16 protein-coding genes, 1 tRNA gene and 1 pseudogene are annotated in these 19,909 nt (G+C 34.5%); 15 read left to right on the forward strand and 3 right to left on the reverse strand.

The window, feature by feature from the left end; translation table 11 throughout:
* Positions 1-103 precede the first annotated feature (103 nt).
* From OPR21_RS01135 to OPR21_RS01145, 3 genes and pseudogenes are all read left to right on the forward strand, one after another.
* Positions 104-496, forward strand: a complete 393-nt coding sequence (locus OPR21_RS01135) for a TraR/DksA family transcriptional regulator (RefSeq protein WP_064124828.1) — start codon at positions 104-106, stop codon at positions 494-496.
* A gap of 796 nt (positions 497-1,292) precedes the next feature.
* Entirely contained in the window at positions 1,293-2,597 is a 1,305-nt protein-coding gene (ltrA, locus tag OPR21_RS01140) for a group II intron reverse transcriptase/maturase (protein WP_017531706.1), read from the forward strand.
* A gap of 106 nt (positions 2,598-2,703) precedes the next feature.
* Positions 2,704-2,854, forward strand: a pseudogene (locus OPR21_RS01145) (IS4-like element ISWosp8 family transposase); the annotation flags it as partial.
* Between the two features lie 24 nt (positions 2,855-2,878).
* Here the strand turns inward: OPR21_RS01145 and OPR21_RS01150 are convergent.
* Positions 2,879-3,711, reverse strand: a protein-coding gene (locus tag OPR21_RS01150) for an IS5-like element ISWpi1 family transposase (protein ID WP_236514306.1) whose coding sequence is annotated in 2 segments (ribosomal slippage) — positions 2,879-3,342 and positions 3,342-3,711 — 834 coding nt in all. Because the reading frame shifts where the segments join, the coding sequence is not laid out codon by codon here.
* Between the two features lie 330 nt (positions 3,712-4,041).
* Here OPR21_RS01150 and OPR21_RS01155 point away from each other — a divergent pair.
* Positions 4,042-4,458 carry a hypothetical protein gene (locus tag OPR21_RS01155; protein WP_265030035.1) on the forward strand — a complete coding sequence of 139 codons (417 nt, stop codon included), beginning with the start codon at positions 4,042-4,044 and terminating at the stop codon, positions 4,456-4,458.
* Here OPR21_RS01155 and OPR21_RS01160 read toward each other — a convergent pair.
* The gene (locus OPR21_RS01160) at positions 4,451-4,981 is read right to left on the reverse strand and encodes a Na+/H+ antiporter subunit E (protein WP_077188223.1); all 531 of its coding nucleotides are present in this window, start codon (positions 4,979-4,981) and stop codon (positions 4,451-4,453) included. The two genes, OPR21_RS01155 and OPR21_RS01160, sit on opposite strands and share 8 nt — an antisense overlap.
* A 68-nt stretch (positions 4,982-5,049) precedes the next feature.
* On the opposite strand from OPR21_RS01160, the gene OPR21_RS01165 reads away from it, so the two are divergent.
* From OPR21_RS01165 to dapA, 10 genes are all read left to right on the forward strand, one after another.
* Complete coding sequence (locus OPR21_RS01165) at positions 5,050-7,095, forward strand: ankyrin repeat domain-containing protein (RefSeq protein ID WP_265030037.1); 2,046 nt, start codon at positions 5,050-5,052, stop codon at positions 7,093-7,095.
* 120 nt (positions 7,096-7,215) lie between these two features.
* Positions 7,216-7,665 (forward strand): SsrA-binding protein SmpB, encoded by a 450-nt coding sequence (gene smpB, locus OPR21_RS01170; protein ID WP_006279384.1) that lies wholly within the window; start codon positions 7,216-7,218, stop codon positions 7,663-7,665.
* A 6-nt stretch (positions 7,666-7,671) separates the two neighbouring features.
* Positions 7,672-8,463: a prolipoprotein diacylglyceryl transferase gene (lgt, locus tag OPR21_RS01175; RefSeq protein ID WP_010962823.1), complete on the forward strand. Its 792-nt coding sequence runs from the start codon at positions 7,672-7,674 to the stop codon at positions 8,461-8,463.
* A 690-nt stretch (positions 8,464-9,153) separates the two neighbouring features.
* Positions 9,154-10,899 carry a type I secretion system permease/ATPase gene (locus OPR21_RS01180; RefSeq protein WP_065094799.1) on the forward strand — a complete coding sequence of 582 codons (1,746 nt, stop codon included), beginning with the start codon at positions 9,154-9,156 and terminating at the stop codon, positions 10,897-10,899.
* Between the two features lie 361 nt (positions 10,900-11,260).
* Positions 11,261-12,700, forward strand: coding sequence for a hypothetical protein (locus tag OPR21_RS01185; RefSeq protein ID WP_015589193.1), 1,440 nt, complete (start codon positions 11,261-11,263; stop codon positions 12,698-12,700).
* Positions 12,701-12,704: 4 nt separating this feature from the next.
* Positions 12,705-13,313 carry a hypothetical protein gene (locus OPR21_RS01190; RefSeq protein WP_015589194.1) on the forward strand — a complete coding sequence of 203 codons (609 nt, stop codon included), beginning with the start codon at positions 12,705-12,707 and terminating at the stop codon, positions 13,311-13,313.
* A 4-nt stretch (positions 13,314-13,317) separates the two neighbouring features.
* A complete protein-coding gene (locus OPR21_RS01195) occupies positions 13,318-14,133 on the forward strand; it encodes a hypothetical protein (protein WP_065094808.1) in 816 nt (271 codons plus the stop codon).
* A gap of 13 nt (positions 14,134-14,146) precedes the next feature.
* A tRNA-Arg gene (locus OPR21_RS01200) sits at positions 14,147-14,220 on the forward strand.
* A 67-nt stretch (positions 14,221-14,287) separates the two neighbouring features.
* Positions 14,288-14,761: a single-stranded DNA-binding protein gene (gene ssb / locus OPR21_RS01205; RefSeq protein ID WP_265030042.1), complete on the forward strand. Its 474-nt coding sequence runs from the start codon at positions 14,288-14,290 to the stop codon at positions 14,759-14,761.
* A gap of 9 nt (positions 14,762-14,770) precedes the next feature.
* Positions 14,771-15,652: a 4-hydroxy-tetrahydrodipicolinate synthase gene (gene dapA / locus OPR21_RS01210; RefSeq protein ID WP_077188220.1), complete on the forward strand. Its 882-nt coding sequence runs from the start codon at positions 14,771-14,773 to the stop codon at positions 15,650-15,652.
* 38 nt (positions 15,653-15,690) lie between these two features.
* Here dapA and ligA read toward each other — a convergent pair whose 3' ends face one another.
* Positions 15,691-17,679, reverse strand: a complete 1,989-nt coding sequence (gene ligA, locus OPR21_RS01215; RefSeq protein ID WP_265030045.1) for an NAD-dependent DNA ligase LigA — start codon at positions 17,677-17,679, stop codon at positions 15,691-15,693.
* Between the two features lie 214 nt (positions 17,680-17,893).
* Between ligA and gltX the strand changes: the two genes are divergently transcribed.
* The gene (gltX, locus tag OPR21_RS01220) at positions 17,894-19,216 is read left to right on the forward strand and encodes a glutamate--tRNA ligase (RefSeq protein WP_253303429.1); all 1,323 of its coding nucleotides are present in this window, start codon (positions 17,894-17,896) and stop codon (positions 19,214-19,216) included.
* The last annotated feature ends 693 nt before the right edge of the window (positions 19,217-19,909 follow it).

Below are 19,909 nucleotides of genomic sequence, written 5' to 3' on the forward strand. Positions count from 1 at the left end.
AGGCTTTTAAATGTTTATTATAAATTATAGTGTTTACTTTGAGGTAGTATAATTTTTTGTTCATAAATTATATAGGTTTTATTATTTTTTTGATAATGCAATTATGGAAAAGTTACCAAAAATAAAGTCACCAGAAGATTACACTCCTTCAGAAGATGAAGAATATATGAGCGTAAAACAACTGGAATACTTCAGCTTAAAGTTACAGTCAATACTCGCTGAGCTGGAGAAACAAGAACTAGAAGAGAATAGTATTGATACATACTATTCTGATGGAGATAGTGGAAACGAGGAATTAATCAAGCGTCGAAAAGATAGAAAAGAAAAAATTAAGGAGGCGTTAGAAAAAATAAAATTAGGCACTTATGGTTACTGCGATGGAACAGGAGAAGAAATAGGAGTCGAAAGACTTAAAGCTAATCCGCTTGCTATATATTGTATTGAAGAGCAAGAGAGAGTAGAAAAAGAAAAGAACGTGTACAACATTAACGATTAATTTACACATAAGTGGTGAGCCCATTGGACTTCAAGAGGAGCAAGAGGCGCTGAAGTATGTTATGCTATAAAGAAAGTGGAAAATTGGACATTCTCAACTTGACTCCTGCAGATTAAAAATTAAGTTGTATCCGTTCAGGCAATGGCGTCAACTTAAGGAAAAATGTCAGAGATTGTGTATAAAATTTCTCTCCAAATTTTTTATCATTAAATTATCCAAAGAGTGCAAGGGACAGCACTTTTGTTTCTGTTTTATTTCAACAAAGAAGTCTAAAATGTGTCCTTTTTAGGTGAAATATGCGTGCGCCAAGCAAAGTGCGTAAAGTCCAGTTGGTGAAAATCCAACCCAGGCAAAGCCTAGCCAGCAGGCTGGAACAAACCACTATGCTGCGTAAGGTAACGAGCGTAGTAAAGCTAGTGGAATGGACAACACAGGGTACAACGAAAGTGAAGGTATTGAGTCCCGAAATTCTCGATGTCATAGAGGTCGACACGTTGCATATAGTGGAAGACAGCAAGAAGGGTAACAATAGGGCAAGTTATCACTCACTCTATCGGGATCTGAGGCCGTATCACGTGTTGAGATGGAGTTTACGTAAACTTGGGAGATCCTTTGTATTCCTATTAAGGTACGTTGGAACAAGTCAACAAAGGCGAGTACTGACGGAAGATATAAAGGAAGTCGGACTGATTGATAGTACTCAGAGTGTGGGAAAGCCACATACAAGGGGAAGCGGTCAGCAATATAGTGACTGGTTTAGGAATTGCTATGCCAATACAACGGAGGTTGGAATAACGTGCAAAGAAAACTAAATCAGATAGCAGTAAGAGCCAGGCAAGATAAACGATTGAAATTTACATCGTTAATTCATCTGATAAACGCAGAGAATCTTGCTGAATGTTATAAAGAGCTAAAGCATAACAAAGCATGCGGTATAGACCAGGTGACAGTAGAAGCTTATGGAGAAAATCTTGAAGAGAAGCTCAACACTCTGGTGGATAGTATGAAAAGAAAGCGATATCAACCGCAACCAGTGAAAAGAGTATATATACCAAAAGCTGGAAGCAAAGAGAAACGCGGGCTTGGAGTACCGTCAACAGAAGATAAGTTAGTCCAGATAATGCTGAAGAAGATATTAGAAAATATTTATGAAGCTAACTTTCTGGATAACTCATATGGTTTTCGTCCTGGTAGAAGCTGTCATCAAGCGGTAAATGCACTAAATAAAGCAGTTATGTACAGACCAACTAACTATGTAGTAGAAGTTGATATCAAGAAATTCTTTGATAATGTCCAGCACAAATGGCTAATGAGATGCTTGAGAGAACGGATAACAGACCCAAACATACTGTGGTTAGTAAAACGATTTCTTAAGGCAGGAGTAGTCGAAGCAGGACATTATGAAGCAACTGAACTAGGCACACCTCAGGGGGGAATAGTAAGTCCTATACTAGCTAATATATACTTGCATTATGTGCTGGATTTGTGGTTTGAAAAGAAATTCAAGCTAAGATCTAAAGGTTATATGGAGCTAGTTAGGTATGCAGACGATCACCTGATTTGCTGCGAAAGAGAAAAAGATGCTAGAGAACTCTTAGAGTCACTGAAACAAAGGCTAGGAAAATTTGGACTGGAAATATCTGAAGACAAAACAAGAATAGTAAAGTTTGGCAAAAAGGAGTGGCAACAAGGAATAAGGGAGAAACGAAAAACGGAAAGTTTCAACTTTCTAGGATTCACCCATTATGGTACAAGGAGTCGTAAAGGTAGAGTAATGGTAGGTCATAAAACCTCGAAAGAAAATCTATCTAGAAAACTTAAAGAAATCAAAGAATGGGTGAAAAAGATCCGAAATAAAGTTCACCTTAAAGATTGGTGGTCAATACTTAAAGCAAAACTAACAGGACACTATAACTACTTCGGAGTTAGCGGAAATTACCGGTGGTTGAATAAATTCTTCTGGCGGGTAATCAAGCTAGCGTATAAATGGATAAACCGACGTAGTCAGAAGAAGAGTATGAATTCAAAGCAATTTATACACTATCTACAAGTTAATCCATTACCAAAACCAAGAATATGCTACTCATTATATACAAAATAGGAAATGCTGTGAATACTACATTGTGGAGCCGTGTGCGGGAAAGCTGCAAGCACGGTTCTGGTGGGGGAGTCATAGCGATAAAACTTAATCAGGAGGATTTAAAACTATGACTTCTACCAAACAAAAAGGAAAAAACCTTATTCTACAAATTAAAAATATAATATACTCGAAAACTTTTCAGAAAATCCATTGTGTTGAGTTTTACACGAACAAGAAAACTTCCTTTTTCGACAGTATTTTCTATGATTTTAAAGTTAGAGGTTGTCCGGAAACTAGTAAATTCAAGCATATTCCCTCTTTAACATAACCCTACTCATAGCTAGGTATATGAAATTCTCAGTGGATGTTGTGAGTAAATCATACTCCTTCGATAGCCTTCTATTCCTATTAACCCAAGCAAAAGTCCTTTCTACAACCCATCTTCTTGGCTGTACTTTAAACCCTTGTTCTCTTGTTGGTAGTAGCTCAGGTGGCGTATCTTTGTGCACCCAAAATCTACATGGAGGCCTTGTAACAATTTCAATATCTATGTCATATTCTTCCTTTATGTGATTCTTTAAATTTCTTCCTTGGTATCCCATGTCAGCCCACATTTTTTTAACTTTAGTATATTTTGTTCTCATATTGTTTAATGCTATTTTAATACCATCTCTATCATTTTCGTTAGCAGCGCCTACGTAACAACCTAGTATAAAACCCTGAGTGTCTGTAATTATATGCCTTTTTCTACCCTTTACTTTTTTACTTCCATCATAGCCTTTGATCCCCCCTTTTCTGTAGTCTTTACAGATTGACTATCTACTATACAGGCACTCGGCTGCTCATTCCTTCCTATTTTTCTTCTACTATATTTTGTAATTTCATAATTCATTTTCTCAAAAATTCCCTGCTTCTTCCATTGCCTGAACTGCTCATACACAGTCTTCCATAGCGGAAAATCATTTGGTAAATACCGCCATTGACACCCTGTACGCAATACATAGAAAATTGCTTCTAATATTTCTCTTTTGCTATACTTTGGCGGCCTTCCTCCTTTCTTGTATGATACTCTGAAGTGTTTTTCTATTCTTGCCCATTCCCTTTCGCTTAGATCTGTTGGATACTTTTTTCTCATCTTTACCCCGTACTAAAATTTCAGATATTATAGCCTTTTACTTGTTTCCGGACAACCTCTAACAAAACAGCTCAAAAGGAAAACTTATTTTATAGCAAAGAAGGCAGACTAAACTCTTTATATAAGTGGACCTCTAATTTTGGACCTCACTGGACAACACAAAATAACGAATAGCCCCATGTATCCAGCTAAAACTAGCTTTAATGCTTAGATATTGTGCTATTTTTGTATAATATACCACTATAAGTATATATTTTTGTAATCGCGTTATTATTTATTTAACAAAGTATTAGTATAATTTATTACACTGGATTAAATGGAGAAAGTTCAATGAGTAAATTACCGAACAATGCAAAAATAGGTAAATCTCAGGTTACTCAGTGGGGGGTAATAAAAAATTGTGAATATGCTGATAATTGCTTGTCAAAAATAGTAACTTTGTACGTTATTAGAATAACTCAGCTATCAGATTTTTATACGAGTGACGAACCTGAAATTAACACTGTTTTAGCAAGAATAAGCGTGACAAGTGAAAATGTATTTTTAAACAAGGCTACTACTATTGAAGTTATGGAAGGTATTTTTCCGTATAAATTTAACAGCAAGAAGAGAAATAACATATTAAGGTTAGAAGATTTATATAATTATTTATGTTCTATTGTTAATAATAGCCTTCCAAAAGAAATGCTTGAAAGTCTTGTAAGGGAATATAAGGATGCTGTTAACTTATTTAAAGCAATTACTTAACTGAACGTAGTATTTTTAAGATTTTGTTTTCTATTTCAGAAATGCCGCTTTCAAGGTTTTTATCTATCAAGCATATGGTAGACAAATACGTTTTTTGCTTGCTTTCAACATTGATAGTTAAAGTTCCGGGAGTGATTGTGACTGAATTGGCAAATAACGCAATGCTTTCGTCATTATGCCCTTTGCATTTTCTTAGGATAATAATCGGTTCAAGCTTAGATTTGAGTTGTAGCACCTTTTTTGTTACATAAACACTTGATAAAATGATTTGGTACATTAACCACGGTATATAACTTACTAACTTATAAAACGATAGTCTACTCGTACTATTTAAAATCTGGCTAAGAGCTCTTTCAGCGTTTATCAACCTTCTAAAGATAAACGATGTGAATATAGAGGAAAACACTCCACAAAAAATAAAAAACGGCTCAAAATAACCAGACAATACAGTCCATAGAACAAATAAAATTATAAATGACAGAGAAAAAAACTTGATTTCCTTCCTAAAGTTGAGGTTTTTCATAGTCTGTAATATAACTTAAATGACTCTTTAAGGAAAGATAATAACGAATATTTAGGTTCTTGACTTCTATGTTGAAAGATATAACAACTAAGTTATGTTTTTTAAGTGAGGAAGTTATGAAATATGACAAATTTATGGAAATATTAAAAAAAATAAATGACCTTTCAGATTTGAGCAAGGACAATATAGTTGAAAAAATAAAAGCTAAGTTACAAGAAGAAGATCCAGATTTATGTCAAGAGTGGGAAAAGAGTAAACCTGACAACGATAGTGGATCTGACATAAATTACATATTTACTATATCTTGTGGTCAAAATTCTAAGAAAGTCAAATTGTTACATCTTGCTTCTTATTGGAACTATGCAAATGTAGCAAAAGCTCTGATTGAAAACGGGGCAGATATTAATGCAGAACATGATAATAAAATTACTCCTTTACATATTGCTGCTCACTATGGCCACAAAGATGTAGTAACCATTCTAACTGGAAAAGGAGCAATTGTTGATGCAAAAAATGGTGATGGATGGACTTCTTTACATTTTGCTGTTGAAAAGAACCACGAAAATGTAGTAAACACTCTAATTGGAAAAGGAGCAAATGTTAATGCAGAAAATGATAAAGGATGGGCTCCTTTACATCTTGCTATTACAAATGGCCACAAAGAGATAGTACAAGTTCTATCAAAAGCAGAAGGAATCAACGTTGATGCAAAAAATAGTGATGGGTGGACTCCTTTACATCTTGCTGCTGCAAATGGCCGCGAAGATATAGTAGAAACTCTAATTGAAAAAGGAGCAGATGTTAATGCGAAAGATCATTATAAATGGACTCCTTTAACATTTGCTTCTCAAAAAGGCCATGAAGTGGTAAAAGGAGCTCTATTAAAGGCACAAGAGAACATCAAAGCTTTGCTTTCAGCTGTTAAACATAATAATGAGGAGGAGGTGAAAAACCTATTAAATAAAGGAGTAAACGTTAATGCAAAAGATGATGATGGATGTACTCCTTTACATCTTGCTGCCAGAGAGGGCTGCGAAGATGTAGTAAAAATTCTCATTGCAAAAGGAGCAAATGTTAATGCAAAAGATGATGATGGATGTACTCCTTTACATCTTGCTGCTGAAAATAACCACATAGAGGTAGTAAAAATTCTAGTTGAGAAAGCAGATGTTAATGCAGAAGGTATTGTGGACGAGACTCCTTTACATCTTGCAGCCAGAGAGGGCCATAAAGATGTAGTAGACATTCTAATCAAAAAAGGAGCAAAGGTTAATGCAGAAAATGATGATAGATGTACTGCTTTACATCTTGCTGCTGAAAATAACCACATAGAGGTAGTAAAAATTCTAGTTGAGAAAGCAGATGTTAATATAAAGGATGCTGATAGATGGACTCCTTTGCATGTTGCTGCTGAAAATGGCCACGAAGATATAGTAAAAACTCTAATCGCAAAAGGAGCAAAGGTTAAGGCAAAAAATGGTGATAGACGTACTCCTTTACATCTTGCTGCTAAAAATGGCCACGAAGATGTAGTAAAAACTCTAATCGCAAAAGGAGCAGAGGTTAATGCAAACAATGGTGATAGACGTACTCCTTTACATCTTGCTGCTGAAAATGGCAAAATAAAAGTGGTGGAAGTTCTGCTACACACTGAAGCAGACCCTTCATTAAAAGATGTTGATGGAAAAACGCCAAGAGACCTTACTAAATATCAAGGTATAATTCAGCTTTTAGAGGAAGCGGAAAAAAAGCAAACGTTAAAAAATGAGAATAAAAAAACGCCAAAGGATCTTACTGAAAATAAAGATGTAATGCAGCTTCCAGAGAAAAAGGAAGAAAAACAGGTTGGAAAAAATGCAATTGTGAAAGAAAAAGAACAATCTGCAAAAAATGCAATTGTAAAAGGTGTTATTGTGTGTTTTGTAACTGCAGTGATAGTTGGTGTTGCACTTGCATTTGCTACTGCCCTATCTGTACCAGCAATAATTGGACTAGCTGCAGGATCTGCGCTCATAGTTGGTGCTGGTCAATATATAATGTCAAAGCCTAAAACTGAAATGAAAGGAGTAAAGCAGGAACTTGTATCTGGAAAGGCAAAAGAAGTACTTACTTGATTTTTGTTATCCTGTTGCTATCAGACTAGCCTGGCACCTTATATTTATTGGGATAACTGTTTTATTATGAATTAAGTCAAAAACTCTGTAATATATTGAAGCTTAAAGATATCTTTAAATATGGAAGTTATTGCAGAAAATAGGAAAGCAAGGTTTGAATATTTCATCTTAGAAGAATTTGAAGCGGGTATGGTCTTATTAAGCAGTGAAGTTAAATCGCTAAGAGAAAGAAAAGTAAATATTTCCGACGCCTATGTTGTTGAAAAGAATAGCGAAGTATGGCTGCACAATATGCATATTGCAGAATATAAAGCTGCGAACCGAAAAAATCATAAACCAAAAAGGGAACGTAAATTACTCTTGCATAAACAGGAGATAAATAAACTAATTGGTCAAATCAAGACTGCTGGGATAACTGTTGTGCCGCTTTCGGTCTATTTTAACGATAAAGGATTTGCAAAAACTAAAATTGCCATTGTAAAAGGAAAAAAACTCTACGATAAGAGAGCAACCATAAAACAGAGAGAGTGGGATCGTGAAAAAAGTAGATTGTCTAAGAATAATTTATAGCAAAATATGTCTTTAAATCCAGTAATTTTCAGCATCGGTCCTGTTTCTATATATTGGTATTCCTTAGCCTATGTTTTGGGTATAGTGTTTGCATATTGGTATTTACATAAGCTAGATGACCAAAAAATATTTACTAAGAATTTTTACGATTCGTTATTAACAGCCACTATTGTAGGTATTATCCTTGGAGGTAGACTTGGCTACGTATTGATATATGATCCAGTTCTTTATATAAGCAACCCTATTGAGATATTGAAGACCTGGGAAGGAGGGATGTCATTTCATGGTGGTGCTATAGGAGTTTTGCTTGCAGTAATAATTTCGTGTAAAAGACATAATATCCCTACATTTTATGCACTGGACCTAGTTTCTTGCGGAGTTCCCATAGGTTTATTTTTAGGTCGCATAGGCAATTTTATAAACGGAGAGTTATTTGGCAGAGTTACAACTATGCCATGGGGTATGGTATTTCCAGAGAGTGGTGATAATTTGCTGCATCATCCAAGCCAGCTTTATGAGGCACTTTTTGAAGGACTGCTACTTTTTGCAGTTGCAAATTCACTGTTTTTCTTAACTAGAATAAGACTGTATCACGGTGCGTTAACTGGTATTGCAGTTATGTGGTATGGAATAGCACGTTTTTTCGTTGAGTTTTTTCGCGAACCAGACTATCAAATTGGCTATTTGTGGCTTGATTTAACTATGGGGCAGTTGCTTTCTATACCTATGGTTTTGCTAGGAATGCTTGTATATCTAGGCGCATTAAATTTAAAATTTAATACGAAATCTGTCACATAGAGAAAAGGTGAGTTCAATAGAAAAATGTAGCCAGAAGCCCCACATTATGCACAATTGTACGAATTTTCTGCGTTGCAGTAGAATGAATCGGTGGGCTTTGTTGCATCGTTAGCTATGATGGATTAAAGATAAAAAAGGTGGAGAATATCAGTAGCTTATTATTCTGGTATTTACAACAAGAACGGTCAGTGAATACCTAAATTTGAGTAAAAGAAATTTCACTACCACTCACTAATCCGGCTAAAATTCAAGAATTTCAATGCTTTAGCTATTTTCAATAGAATTAAATTTATTAATATAAATAACAAATTACTATTCTTAAATTTGATCAGATTGATTGCAAAAAAACAAGATTTTCAATAAGTTGCTTATAATCCTAATTATAGTTAGCCTTTCATAAGTAGCGATGCAACAAAGCCATCCCAGTGTCAGCTACTTTCATGACACCATTTGCTGTGCAGTTTACCTTCAAAAATGAATGTTCGTACAGCTATGGAATGAATCGCGGTATGACGTAGCTTCGCTATAGGCAATGAAGGAAATATTAACTATACTTCTTTTTACCATTGTTTATATTTCCTATTCACATATATTAATATTTTACTCACTTAAAGTAAGCTAACTACCGTTATTAATATTTTTGTAATAAAAATTGTATATGGTGCATGTAATCAAATTAAGAGGAAGATTGTGGAAATTACGCCATCAATAAAAAAAGAATTGAAGCAAAGTACTCTATATATTTGCCTAGAAAAATGCAAAAGTGCATTTTGGTTTATCTTTTGGTTTAGTGCGGGAATCAATTTATTAATGTTATTCCTACCACTTTATACCTCTCAAGTGCTTGATCGGGTGATATCGAGCGAAAGTGTATCAACACTAACTATGCTGACAATTATCACTTTATCTGCATTTGCATGTTCTGCAATGCTTGAAACTTGTCGATATTTAGCCATGGCAAAAATAGGTGATTGGATCGATAAAACTGCAACACCAGATCTGATAGTAAGGTCAATCAGGCTAACGTCAGTGCAGAGCTCAACTTCAAGTGGTGAAGCAATACGAGATCTCGGAGTGATAAAAAATTTCATTACAGGAAATGGTATATTCTCACTGTTTGATACTCCATGGTCGTTAATTTACCTTGTTGTGATTTTCATGATACATACCTCCACGGGGTTTATAGCTATTACTGGAATTATTATATTAGTCTCTATGGCAATATGGAATGAACTTGCCACTAAACGAATATTACAAGAAACCAACGAAGAAACTATACGGAATATCAATGCTATAGATGTTGCAACAAGAAATGCAGAAGTGGTTGAAGCTATGGGCATGTCAGAATTCATAGTCTCTGATTGGTGTAAACGAAATGATCAGAACCGAGCAATGCAAATTAAAGCACAAAATCGCTCTAATGTAATTACTGGAATCACTAAATTTTTGCGCTCAACTCTGCAAATATCAGTGATTGGAACAGGTGCATTACTTGCAATCACAGCTCATAAGACTGCCGGTAGCATCATCGCTGCTTCAATTTTAATGGGTAGAGTATTAGCACCATTTGATGCTGCGGTTCATACTTGGAAGTTTTTAAATCAGGCTAGAATGTCATATGGAAGGCTACAAAGACTTATATTAACATCGCCAAAAAGAGAGCAAACGATGGCTCTACCAGAACCTGAAGGAAAATTGGAATTTGATAGAGTATTTTTTACTCCTTATGGAAGCAATAAGCCGACAGTAAAAGGAATATCATTCATTATAGATCCTGGAGATGTAGTTGGTGTTATTGGTGCAAGTGCTTCTGGTAAATCCACTATCGCAAAATTAACTGTTGGTGTATGGAAGCCAATATCTGGTGTAGTCAGACTAGATGGCGCTGATGTATATACTTGGAATCGAGAAAATTTTGGTAATTATGTTGGCTACTTACCTCAGGATATTGAGTTATTTAACACTAGTGTCAAAGCTAATATTGCTCGCATGAGGCCAGATCCAAATCCTGAAGAAATAATCAAAGCAGCAAAAATTGCAGGAATACATGAACTAATACTAAGCTTACCAAATGGATATGATACAACAATAGGAGGTCCTGGAGGAGTAACGCTCTCTGGCGGCCAAAAACAGCTTCTTGGACTTGCCAGAGCTTTTTATGGTCACACAAAACTTTTAGTACTTGATGAACCAAACGCTAACTTAGATAGCAATGGAGAGGCATGCTTAATTAATGCAATTGGCATTGCAAGAAAACAAAATACTACTACTGTTATCATCACTCACAAGCTACCGTTATTGTCCGTAGTTGATAAGGTGATCCTCATGTCAGATGGTGTCATTTACGCTATGGGACCAAAAGATGAGATTTTGAGCAAATTAGTTGCTCCATCATCAAGTACCACAGAAGATGAGCGCTCTTCAGCAAATGGTTAGTTTACTTACAATAAATTCTGTATCTGAAATAACAACTGTTCCAGAAAAATATATATTTCTTTACCATTAGAAATAATATTACAAGAATAGTAAATAGATTAATAACTCTTATTAATTAAAGTCAATCGGCAGATATAGCTAAAGTGGCTTAGGTTTACCTACAATTTGAAAAACAACAAATTCGTCTTAATGAATTTTCTTAATTTGTTATCTAAACAACTTAATATTAGTGGTAATTTTATAAAAAAATTATAATATAAATAATGTTGCTGCGAAAATTTATAACAATATTTCCCTCTAACGTTTAATGAATTTCAATAAATTGCCTTTTTAATTCTAGATAAGTATATGCTTTGTTAATATGTTTAGTTCAAAATCCAAAAGTAAGTTTATGCTTTCTATTGGAGAAGAAGGCATAATGTTACTATATTTTAAAAATAATACTTTAAATAAAAGGTATTTTGTTAAGGGCAAAAACGATAAAGCAGTTTCCGATTTAATTTCATGTCTTTCGTCAGATAAAAAAGCACCTTTATACCTGGTGCTTAATCATGCAGATCAAAATTACTCGCTACAGTTTATTACAAGGGCAAACAAGATTAGTGCCTATCTATCAGCAAAAACAAAGATGGAGCATTTTTCTCGTAATAATGACATAAGTTCAGTTTTTTTGGTTGAGAAGCCAAACAAATTCAATCAAAACTGGTGCTATCTTCTTGTTTCATCAAAAGCAAAGCATTTAGTAGAATATTGGTTGAATGTGTTTATTGAGATAGGCTCCAACTTTAAGGGAATATTAATGTTTCCTATAGAAATAAGTAATATAACAAAAAAGATTCTACATAAAGATCCTAATAATTGGAAAATTATAGTTGCTGCAACTAAAACGGGAGGCTATAGACAAGTGGTTCTTAAAGAGAATAAAATGGTATTTACGCGCTTAACATCATTTACTAATGATAATTTACCAGGAATTATCGCTGGTGGAATATATCAGGAAGTGCAAGATACTATTCGATCCTTAACTAAGTTTGGGTTTGAAAAAAATAACCCTATCGACCTTTGTATCATAGTGTCAGAAGATATCAAAGCTAGTTTATCAGTCATAAATTTTTCAGAGAACAGTGTGAACATATTAACTCCATATGAGTTAGGCAAACTATTAGGAGCAGAACTAGCTATAAGTGAAAAAGATAACTTTTGCGATACCATAATTTTGTTTCATAGCTTTAAGAATAAATTAGCAGCTATTTTTAATACAAAGGAAACTAAAGAATTTTATCTATTCAATTACCTTTATTTAAACTCTCCTCGAATTTTTCTATACTTCGCCCTGGTTTTAGTTATAACAAACACCCTTTGTTTGCTAAATTTGTATTCAAATTTCAATGTCGCTGATAATTTATCAGCAAAGCAGAACACCTTAAATAACCAATTAACAAAACTTAGCCAAAGCTATAATGTAAAAAAAATAGATGAAATTTATGATTTTATTAATATCAATAATATTTTATCAAAAATAGAATACTCTCCTCTTACACAAGTTAAGTATGTAGAAAAGTTAAAAATACCAGGTATAGAGCTTCGATCATTTGAATGGAATTATAATGAGGCAAAAAGTTATATTACCACAACTTTAAAGTTTAATTTTCAATCCGGTAAAAATATTTCTCATCAATACGAGAAACTACGAAAAAATTTAAACGATAATTTTCGTACCTATGACATTAATATTTCTAGCTTACCTGCTGCTAAAGAGCAAAATCTATCTATTGATGTTGAAATAGGAGAGGCAATGTAGATTAATGACTATCTCTCAATTAAAAAGAAAAGCTACAATTCAGTTTATATCGTATTTGTTATTATCTGTTGGATTAATAGGGTTATTAACATATGTTGTTATCTATAACGAAAAGATTTATAATAAAAACCAAATTGCGATTGATAAAATACGTTCTATTAATTTACAGATTACTGGAATTCAAAAAAAGGAAGTTGTTCTAAATAAAAACCTAGATTTATGGAAAAAAATTTCTTCTTCAAATTTACATAGTAGCAGATACATTGCAAATTTAAATTTCGAGCTTAGCAAGTTATATAAAAAGCACTATATATTAGAACCTGAAATATCAATTTCTATACCCGAAGAAGTTGAGCTCCACAACAAAAGTGAACGCACAAAAGTAATAAAAAGTGAAGTGGTCCTAAATTTAAGCTCAATCAGCGATAAGCATATTTTTTTATTTCTACAGTCTATTCCAAATCTGCCCGGTTATGTTATGATCAAATCTCTTATTTTAAATAAGCAGAGAAATATTGATGCTGCAACTATGAATCAGATTTTGAATGGTAATATGATAGAGATAGTGAGAGCTAATATAGTCTTTGATTGGTATACTATATTAAGTAGATAAGGTGATGAACATAAAGCTGTTTTTTATTTTTACGCTACTCATTTCCAATGTTAATGCATATTGCAGTTGTGAAGATATCATAGAAAGCATAGAAATTTGTAAGGAGTATTCTTGCCGACAATATATTGGCAATGAAGATTTTATTGAGCATAAAATATTAGGATTAAATAGTGGAAATTTATGCGTATATATAGAAAAACAAGGTAATGATGAAATGGTTTGTCATCATTCTCAGTATGGAATGATGATAGAAAAAAGATATTTTGAAAGTATTCTTAAAGTTGGCAATCAAGAAATCGACGATTTTATTGATATAGCAAATTTGCGTGCAAAAGAGTGTTTCTTTATCAACAATCAAAAACTAAGCTATACAGATCGGGACGATATAATAAGAGAAGCAGTGGAAAGTGACTTTGACGTTTTGTCACAATATAGTAACGTAAAAAGCATTTTTTTTGATGAAGAGCCAGTTAATAGAATGGTCAATGAAATGGAAAAGTTCAATTTACGATCTTCAAGAGCTGTAAAAGAGGAGGTATCAGATAATTTCAACTGTAAGGTAGTGAGTTTAGACTCAATTTTATATCTTTCTCCCGATACATGGAAAATATGGGTAAATGGAAAACTGTTTATAAATACCAAGGATTTAAAAGTGCACTCAGTCACTGAAAATTATGTAACTTTTGTATGGACCGTAGATCAAAAAGCAATAAAAAAGCATGCGAATGATTCTCAAAATGTATATTTTGGATATGGGAGTATTATGTTTACGCTTTATCCAAAACAAAAATTTGACTTGGATGGCTTATCTATTAAATAACTTAAATATATATGCGCTTGTAGCTCAGTTGGATAGAGCGTTGCCCTCCGGAGGCAAAGGCCGTGGGTTCGAATCCCTCCAAGCGCACTTTTAATTAAATTTGACAATAGTATTTTCACATAAGATAATAAAAGGATTTATTTAGAGCATAATTATGTCTGGTGGTACCATAAACAAAGTCATACTAGTTGGTAATTTAGGAAAAGATCCTGAAATTAGGACTACACAAAATGGAAAAGAAATGGCAAGTTTTTCAATAGCCACGTCTGAAAGTTGGACTGACAAACTTTCCGGTATGCGCTCTGAAAAGACAGAGTGGCATAATATCGTAATTTTTAGTGAAGGATTAGTAAAAATCGTCAAAGATTTTGCACGCAAAGGCAGTAAAGTTTATGTTGAAGGTTCTTTGAGAACTAGAAAATGGACTGACCAAAACGGTGGTGAAAGATACACAACAGAGGTGGTTCTATATAATTTTAATAGCGCTCTTACTCTCCTCGATTCACGACCAAACTCTGATTACAAGCCAAGTGAATACAAACAAGGTGAAACAGAACAAAAAGATAAACACGAAAGTTTTGACAACGATATAAAAGATGAACTACTCGACGATGAAATACCATTTTAACAATTTAAATTGAAATCTACATTTTTATGGACTGCTTGTGTTACTCCTTTTAATTGCAATGGAGATAGTATAGATTATAGCAGTTTGCAGCGTTTACTGACAATGCAAGTTAAAGCTGAAAATGGCGTAGTGTTGCTGGGTAGCACAGGTGAGAGCCTATCGCTTACTGATTCTGAAAAGCGTACATTAGTTGAATTCGTATGTAAGCTAAAATTAAATACGAAAATTATAATTGGCGTACCAGGAGTGAATCTATATCAGACTCTTGAATGGCTTGATTTTTGCAAGGGTATGCCTATTCATGGCTATCTAATGACAACTCCCATTTATGCAAAGCCCGGAATTATGGGGCAGACTTTATGGTTTGAAAAGCTGCTTGAGAAAGCACATGTGCCGGTTATGTTTTACAATATTCCATCAAGAGCAGGAATAAATCTTCACGCTGAAACTGTACGCAACTTATCCAGCCACGAAAAATTTTGGGCTATCAAAGATTCAAGTGGCACTGTTGATACTTTAGCTCAGTATAAGAAAGTTGCACCAAATATTGAGGTCTTTTGTGGAGATGATAATATGATATCCGATATGGCCGCTTATGGTGCGGCTGGCCTGGTTTCCGTTGCTTCCAATGTTTGGCCATATGTAGCACATGAATATGTTAAGAAGTGCCTCAATGGCAGGAACCCTCAGGCAGATATCTGGCAACAGGCTTGCGAAGCGTTATTTACTGCCAGCAACCCAATACCTACTAAAGCACTTTTGCATGATATTGGTCTTATAGAACATCAAACTGTCCGCCTACCGCTCAGCACAGAAGACTTGCCTTCTGTTGAAAAATTGAGGCAAGTCAATAAAATGATTCTTGGATGGAAAGAATTGGCTACTCTCTAAATAGTCTTGCAACTTTGATTTAATATACAATCCAAGTTTCATTTGAACACTCCCAAACTTATCACTTTATGCCACTGGTCTTCATCTAAAATTTCTACACCTAATTCCACTGCCTTTTTATATTTGGATCCTGGTTTTTCTCCTGCAATTAGGTAGTCAGTTTTAGCAGAAAGATGTGAGCTGACCTTTGCTCCCAGAGTTTTGGCTCTTACTTTTGCCTCTCCTCTACTCATAGCAAGTAGCTTACCAGTAAACACTATAATTTTATTATTTAAAACAGAGTCACTAGAGTTGGAGCTCACAGGAAGAATTTGAAGACAAGCAGTAAGATCATTTAACATTTTGATGTTATGTTCCTTAGAAAAAAATGATTCCAAAGATTCAGCTACTTTTTTTCCTATGCCGTCTATACCTACTAGCTCAGTATTATCTGATGACAGTTCAATCATCGAATTATACCAATTATCATAAGAAACATAATAATCTGCAAGCAATTCTGCTGCAACTTGGCCAATAAATCTAATACCTAAAGAAAATATAAACCTATCTAGAGTTATTACCCTTCTGCTTTGTATAGCATTTAATAAATGAGCTATTGATTTCTTGCCCCAACCAGACTGTTCTTCCAGATTAAATTCATCCAATCTTTCTTCTAAAGTAAAAATATCGGGAATTTGTTTTATCAGACCAAGGTCGTAAAAAAACTCTATCTGCTTATCACCAAGGCCAACAATGTCAAATGCATCTTTCGATACAAAATGCTTTAGTTTTTCTATTATTTGAGCTTTACAGGCAAATTCCTCAGGACATCTTACTGCAGCCTCTCCCTCAACCTGACGTACTTTACTACCACATTCAGGGCATACTTCAGGAAACACAAATTCAGGTGTATTTGGAAGACGAGAATCTCTGCTTACTTCAACGATCTGGGGAATTACATCCCCTGCCCTTTTGATTGTTACAATATCTCCCTCTCTTATGTCTTTACGTTTTATCTCATCTTGGTTATGCAGACTTGCTCTACTAACTAGCACCCCACCAACATTGACTGGCACTAAATCTGCAACTGGAGTTAAAACCCCTGTTCTGCCCACCTGTATAAATATCTTGTTTAACTTTGTTTTTGCATAAACCGCAGAAAACTTGTATGCAAGTGCTGAGCGCGGTGCTTTGTGAGTATTCCCTAGACGATTTTGTAGTACCAAATCATTTACTTTATAGACTATTCCATCAATATCATAATCCAAGTTATAGCGACAGTTATAGACTTCATTATAGAACTTCAGCATTCCATCTAAACTACTCGTTAAGGACTGATGCTCATTTACGCAAAAACCAAGTGCCTCAAGCTTATTTAGTACCTCACTTTGACTTTTCTCTGCTCCACCAATCAAAGAATAAGCAAAATATCTAAGAGGTCTGCTTGCTGTAATGTTTGCATCCAATTGCTTTAGAGAACCAGCAGCTGCATTTCGAGGATTGGCAAATTCATCGTTTTCATTTAACTTTAAAAAGTCGCTGTTACTGATGTATATTTCACCTCTTACTTCTAGTCTTCCTTGCACACCTTGCAAAAACTTAGGAAAGCCTTTTATTGTTGCAACATTGTGAGTGACATCTTCCCCTACAAAACCATCACCTCGAGTTGCAGCTTTAACAAATCTTCCATCCTCATAAATTGCAGAAAACGACAACCCATCAATTTTTGGTTCACATAATATCTCTATTTTGTCCTCAATTAAAAACCTCTTTATTTTAGACAAAAATTTCTCTACACCTTGTTCATCATAAGCATTCTCAAGGGAAAGCATAGGTTCTTGATGTTCCACCTTAGAAAACCTCTCATCAGGTGGAGCACCAACACTATCTTGTGTTGCATAAATTTCTGGCTCTATTTCAGCTAACTTTTTCTTCAGTTCATCATATTCAGCATCACTTATTTCTGGCTTATTTTTTTGGTGATACAAAACATTATGATAATTTATTTGATCTTGCAGTTTTTCTCTCATCTTTTCTAAGTTAGTCATGATACCAATATAATGCTACATTAGCCTTTGTCGTCAAGCTGTGAATTTTCTTGAATTTATCATATGGTCTTAATCCATCAAATATCAAAGGTGCCACAATGCTATAGCCATACTTATTCTTCTCTTGCTCAATTGTATTAGCAGATCTCGCTTGCTCTAGCCATATATTTATATAAAATTAAAATAAATTAGAGTAAACAATATTGCTATTTAAATGCTAACAAGATTCGCTCCAAGCCCAACTGGCTACCTCCACGTAGGAAACGTACGAACTGCCTTGGTTTGTTGGATGTACACACGCAATCAAAATGGAAAATTTTTACTCCGTTTTGATGATACTGACCTTCAGCGTTCAGATGTCAAATATATAAATGATATCATACAAGATTTGAAATGGATTGGTATCAATTGGGATGCAAGTTTCAAGCAATCAGAGCGCTTTGAGCGTTACAATGAGGTGTTTTTGCAGTTAATAAAAGAAGGGCATATTTATGCATGCTATGAAACAAGAGAAGAGTTAGACATTAAACGAAAATTGCAGTTAAAACAAGGACTTCCCCCTGTATATGACAGAAGCGCGTTACTTCTAACTGAGCAAGAGAAAATTAGTTATGAGCAAGAAGGAAGAAGACCACATTTTAGATTTAAGTTGGATAGAAATGAAGTTGTTAAATGGAATGATGAAGTTAAAGGTGAAATAAATATTGCAACAAGTCACATCAGCGATCCTGTGGTAAAAAGAGAAGATGGAATTTACACATACATGTTACCTTCTGTTACTGATGATGTTGACTTTAATGTAACTCATATTGTACGCGGGGAAGATCATGTAACTAATACCGCAGTGCAAATCCAAATGATTAAAGCATTAAAAGCGAAAATCCCTACATTTGCTCACCTTTCTCTGCTACATTTTGATGATAGCAAAATATCCAAGCGAACCGGCGTGCTGGACATTAAATCTATAAAAGAAGATGAAATTGAACCGATGGCACTAGTTAGTTATTTAGTGAAGCTTGGAACATCCAATCCAATTGAAGCTTGCGCCTGTATGCAATCTTTGATTGATTCATTTGACATTAAAAAATTTAGCTCAGCATGTACGCAATTTAGCTTGAGTGAAGCATACAAGCTAAATAGCAAAGTGCTGCAACAAATGCCATTTGAAATTATACAAGAACGTTTAAATCAAATTGGAGTGGACTCCTCAGAGTTTTGGTATTTTATAAAGAACAATATAGAAAGGTTTTCTGAGGTGGCCAAGTGGTGGAAAATATGCAAATCCGATATAGAGCCTGTGATTCTTGATAAGGAGCTTATAAAAATCGCGCTCAATACATTGCCTCAAGACGATTATAATGAAAACACATTATCAGAGTGGGTCACAACTATTCGGCACACAGTAGATATAAAGGCAAAAGACCTATTTATGCAGTTGCGCTTAGCTTTAACAGGAACAGAAACAGGACCAGAGCTCGCTAAATTATTAATTTTTATCGGCAAAGAAAATATCATTGCAAGGTTAAAAGAAAAGTGAAAACTAAAGAATTATAGCTAATGCAATCCCTACGTCATACCGCGATTCATTCGCGGTATCTCTTAGCCGCTAACAAGCAGCGGGATGACGATTGTCAGGGTGTCATCCAAGTAGCCTCTTTCTTGTCATCCCAGTGCCCAGACACTGGGATCCAGCCTTTCCATAATCATTAAAACATTGTATTTTAACTAAAACAGCTATTTTTATGCTCACCAACTTAATAAAATTCCTGGATCCCAGTGTTTGGGCACTGGGATGACAAAAAAAGGAGCACTGACCTCTCTTGGGCTCTTTTAGCTACAAACGTTAAGAAATTTACCAAATGAAAAAAAAGGCAAAAGAAGCCCCGTGGTTATTATCCGCTTTAAAATATTGGCGTTTTTTATGTTTTAAACGCTTGACAAGCGAGATTCAGCCGCTTTTAATTGCAACTAACTTACGCTGCAAATGTTTAAGAAATTTACTAAGCAGAAAAAAAGACAAAGAATCCCCGAGTTAGCTAGTCTTTTACTATCTCTGTCGAGTATTGGCATTTTTTGATGTCTTGTAACGCTTTATAAGCGCGTTCAGCTTATTTAGATAAAAATCTAGATGTAGATGAAGTTTTGTAAAGACATACAGTATCTATATACTGCAAAAAATTGAACATAAGACGCCGATACATTAAGTAATCCTTACCTTTTAATCTGCAGA

Source organism: Wolbachia endosymbiont (group A) of Philonthus cognatus (assembly GCF_947251755.1).
Lineage (GTDB): Bacteria > Pseudomonadota > Alphaproteobacteria > Rickettsiales > Anaplasmataceae > Wolbachia > Wolbachia pipientis.

Excerpts from the sequence above, each read along its gene's own strand:
- OPR21_RS01195 (WP_065094808.1), top strand. The coding sequence starts at position 13,318 with ATGAACATAAAGCTGTTTTTTATTTTTACGCTACTCATTTCCAATGTT.
- OPR21_RS01160 (WP_077188223.1), bottom strand. The coding sequence starts at position 4,981 with ATGAAAAACCTCAACTTTAGGAAGGAAATCAAGTTTTTTTCTCTGTCA.
- OPR21_RS01165 (WP_265030037.1), top strand. The coding sequence starts at position 5,050 with ATGTTGAAAGATATAACAACTAAGTTATGTTTTTTAAGTGAGGAAGTT.
- OPR21_RS01155 (WP_265030035.1), top strand. The coding sequence starts at position 4,042 with ATGAGTAAATTACCGAACAATGCAAAAATAGGTAAATCTCAGGTTACT.
- ssb (WP_265030042.1), top strand. The coding sequence starts at position 14,288 with ATGTCTGGTGGTACCATAAACAAAGTCATACTAGTTGGTAATTTAGGA.
- OPR21_RS01185 (WP_015589193.1), top strand. The coding sequence starts at position 11,261 with ATGTTTAGTTCAAAATCCAAAAGTAAGTTTATGCTTTCTATTGGAGAA.
- smpB (WP_006279384.1), top strand. The coding sequence starts at position 7,216 with ATGGAAGTTATTGCAGAAAATAGGAAAGCAAGGTTTGAATATTTCATC.
- lgt (WP_010962823.1), top strand. The coding sequence starts at position 7,672 with ATGTCTTTAAATCCAGTAATTTTCAGCATCGGTCCTGTTTCTATATAT.
- OPR21_RS01190 (WP_015589194.1), top strand. The coding sequence starts at position 12,705 with ATGACTATCTCTCAATTAAAAAGAAAAGCTACAATTCAGTTTATATCG.
- gltX (WP_253303429.1), top strand. The coding sequence starts at position 17,894 with ATGCTAACAAGATTCGCTCCAAGCCCAACTGGCTACCTCCACGTAGGA.
- ligA (WP_265030045.1), bottom strand. The coding sequence starts at position 17,679 with ATGACTAACTTAGAAAAGATGAGAGAAAAACTGCAAGATCAAATAAAT.
- OPR21_RS01135 (WP_064124828.1), top strand. The coding sequence starts at position 104 with ATGGAAAAGTTACCAAAAATAAAGTCACCAGAAGATTACACTCCTTCA.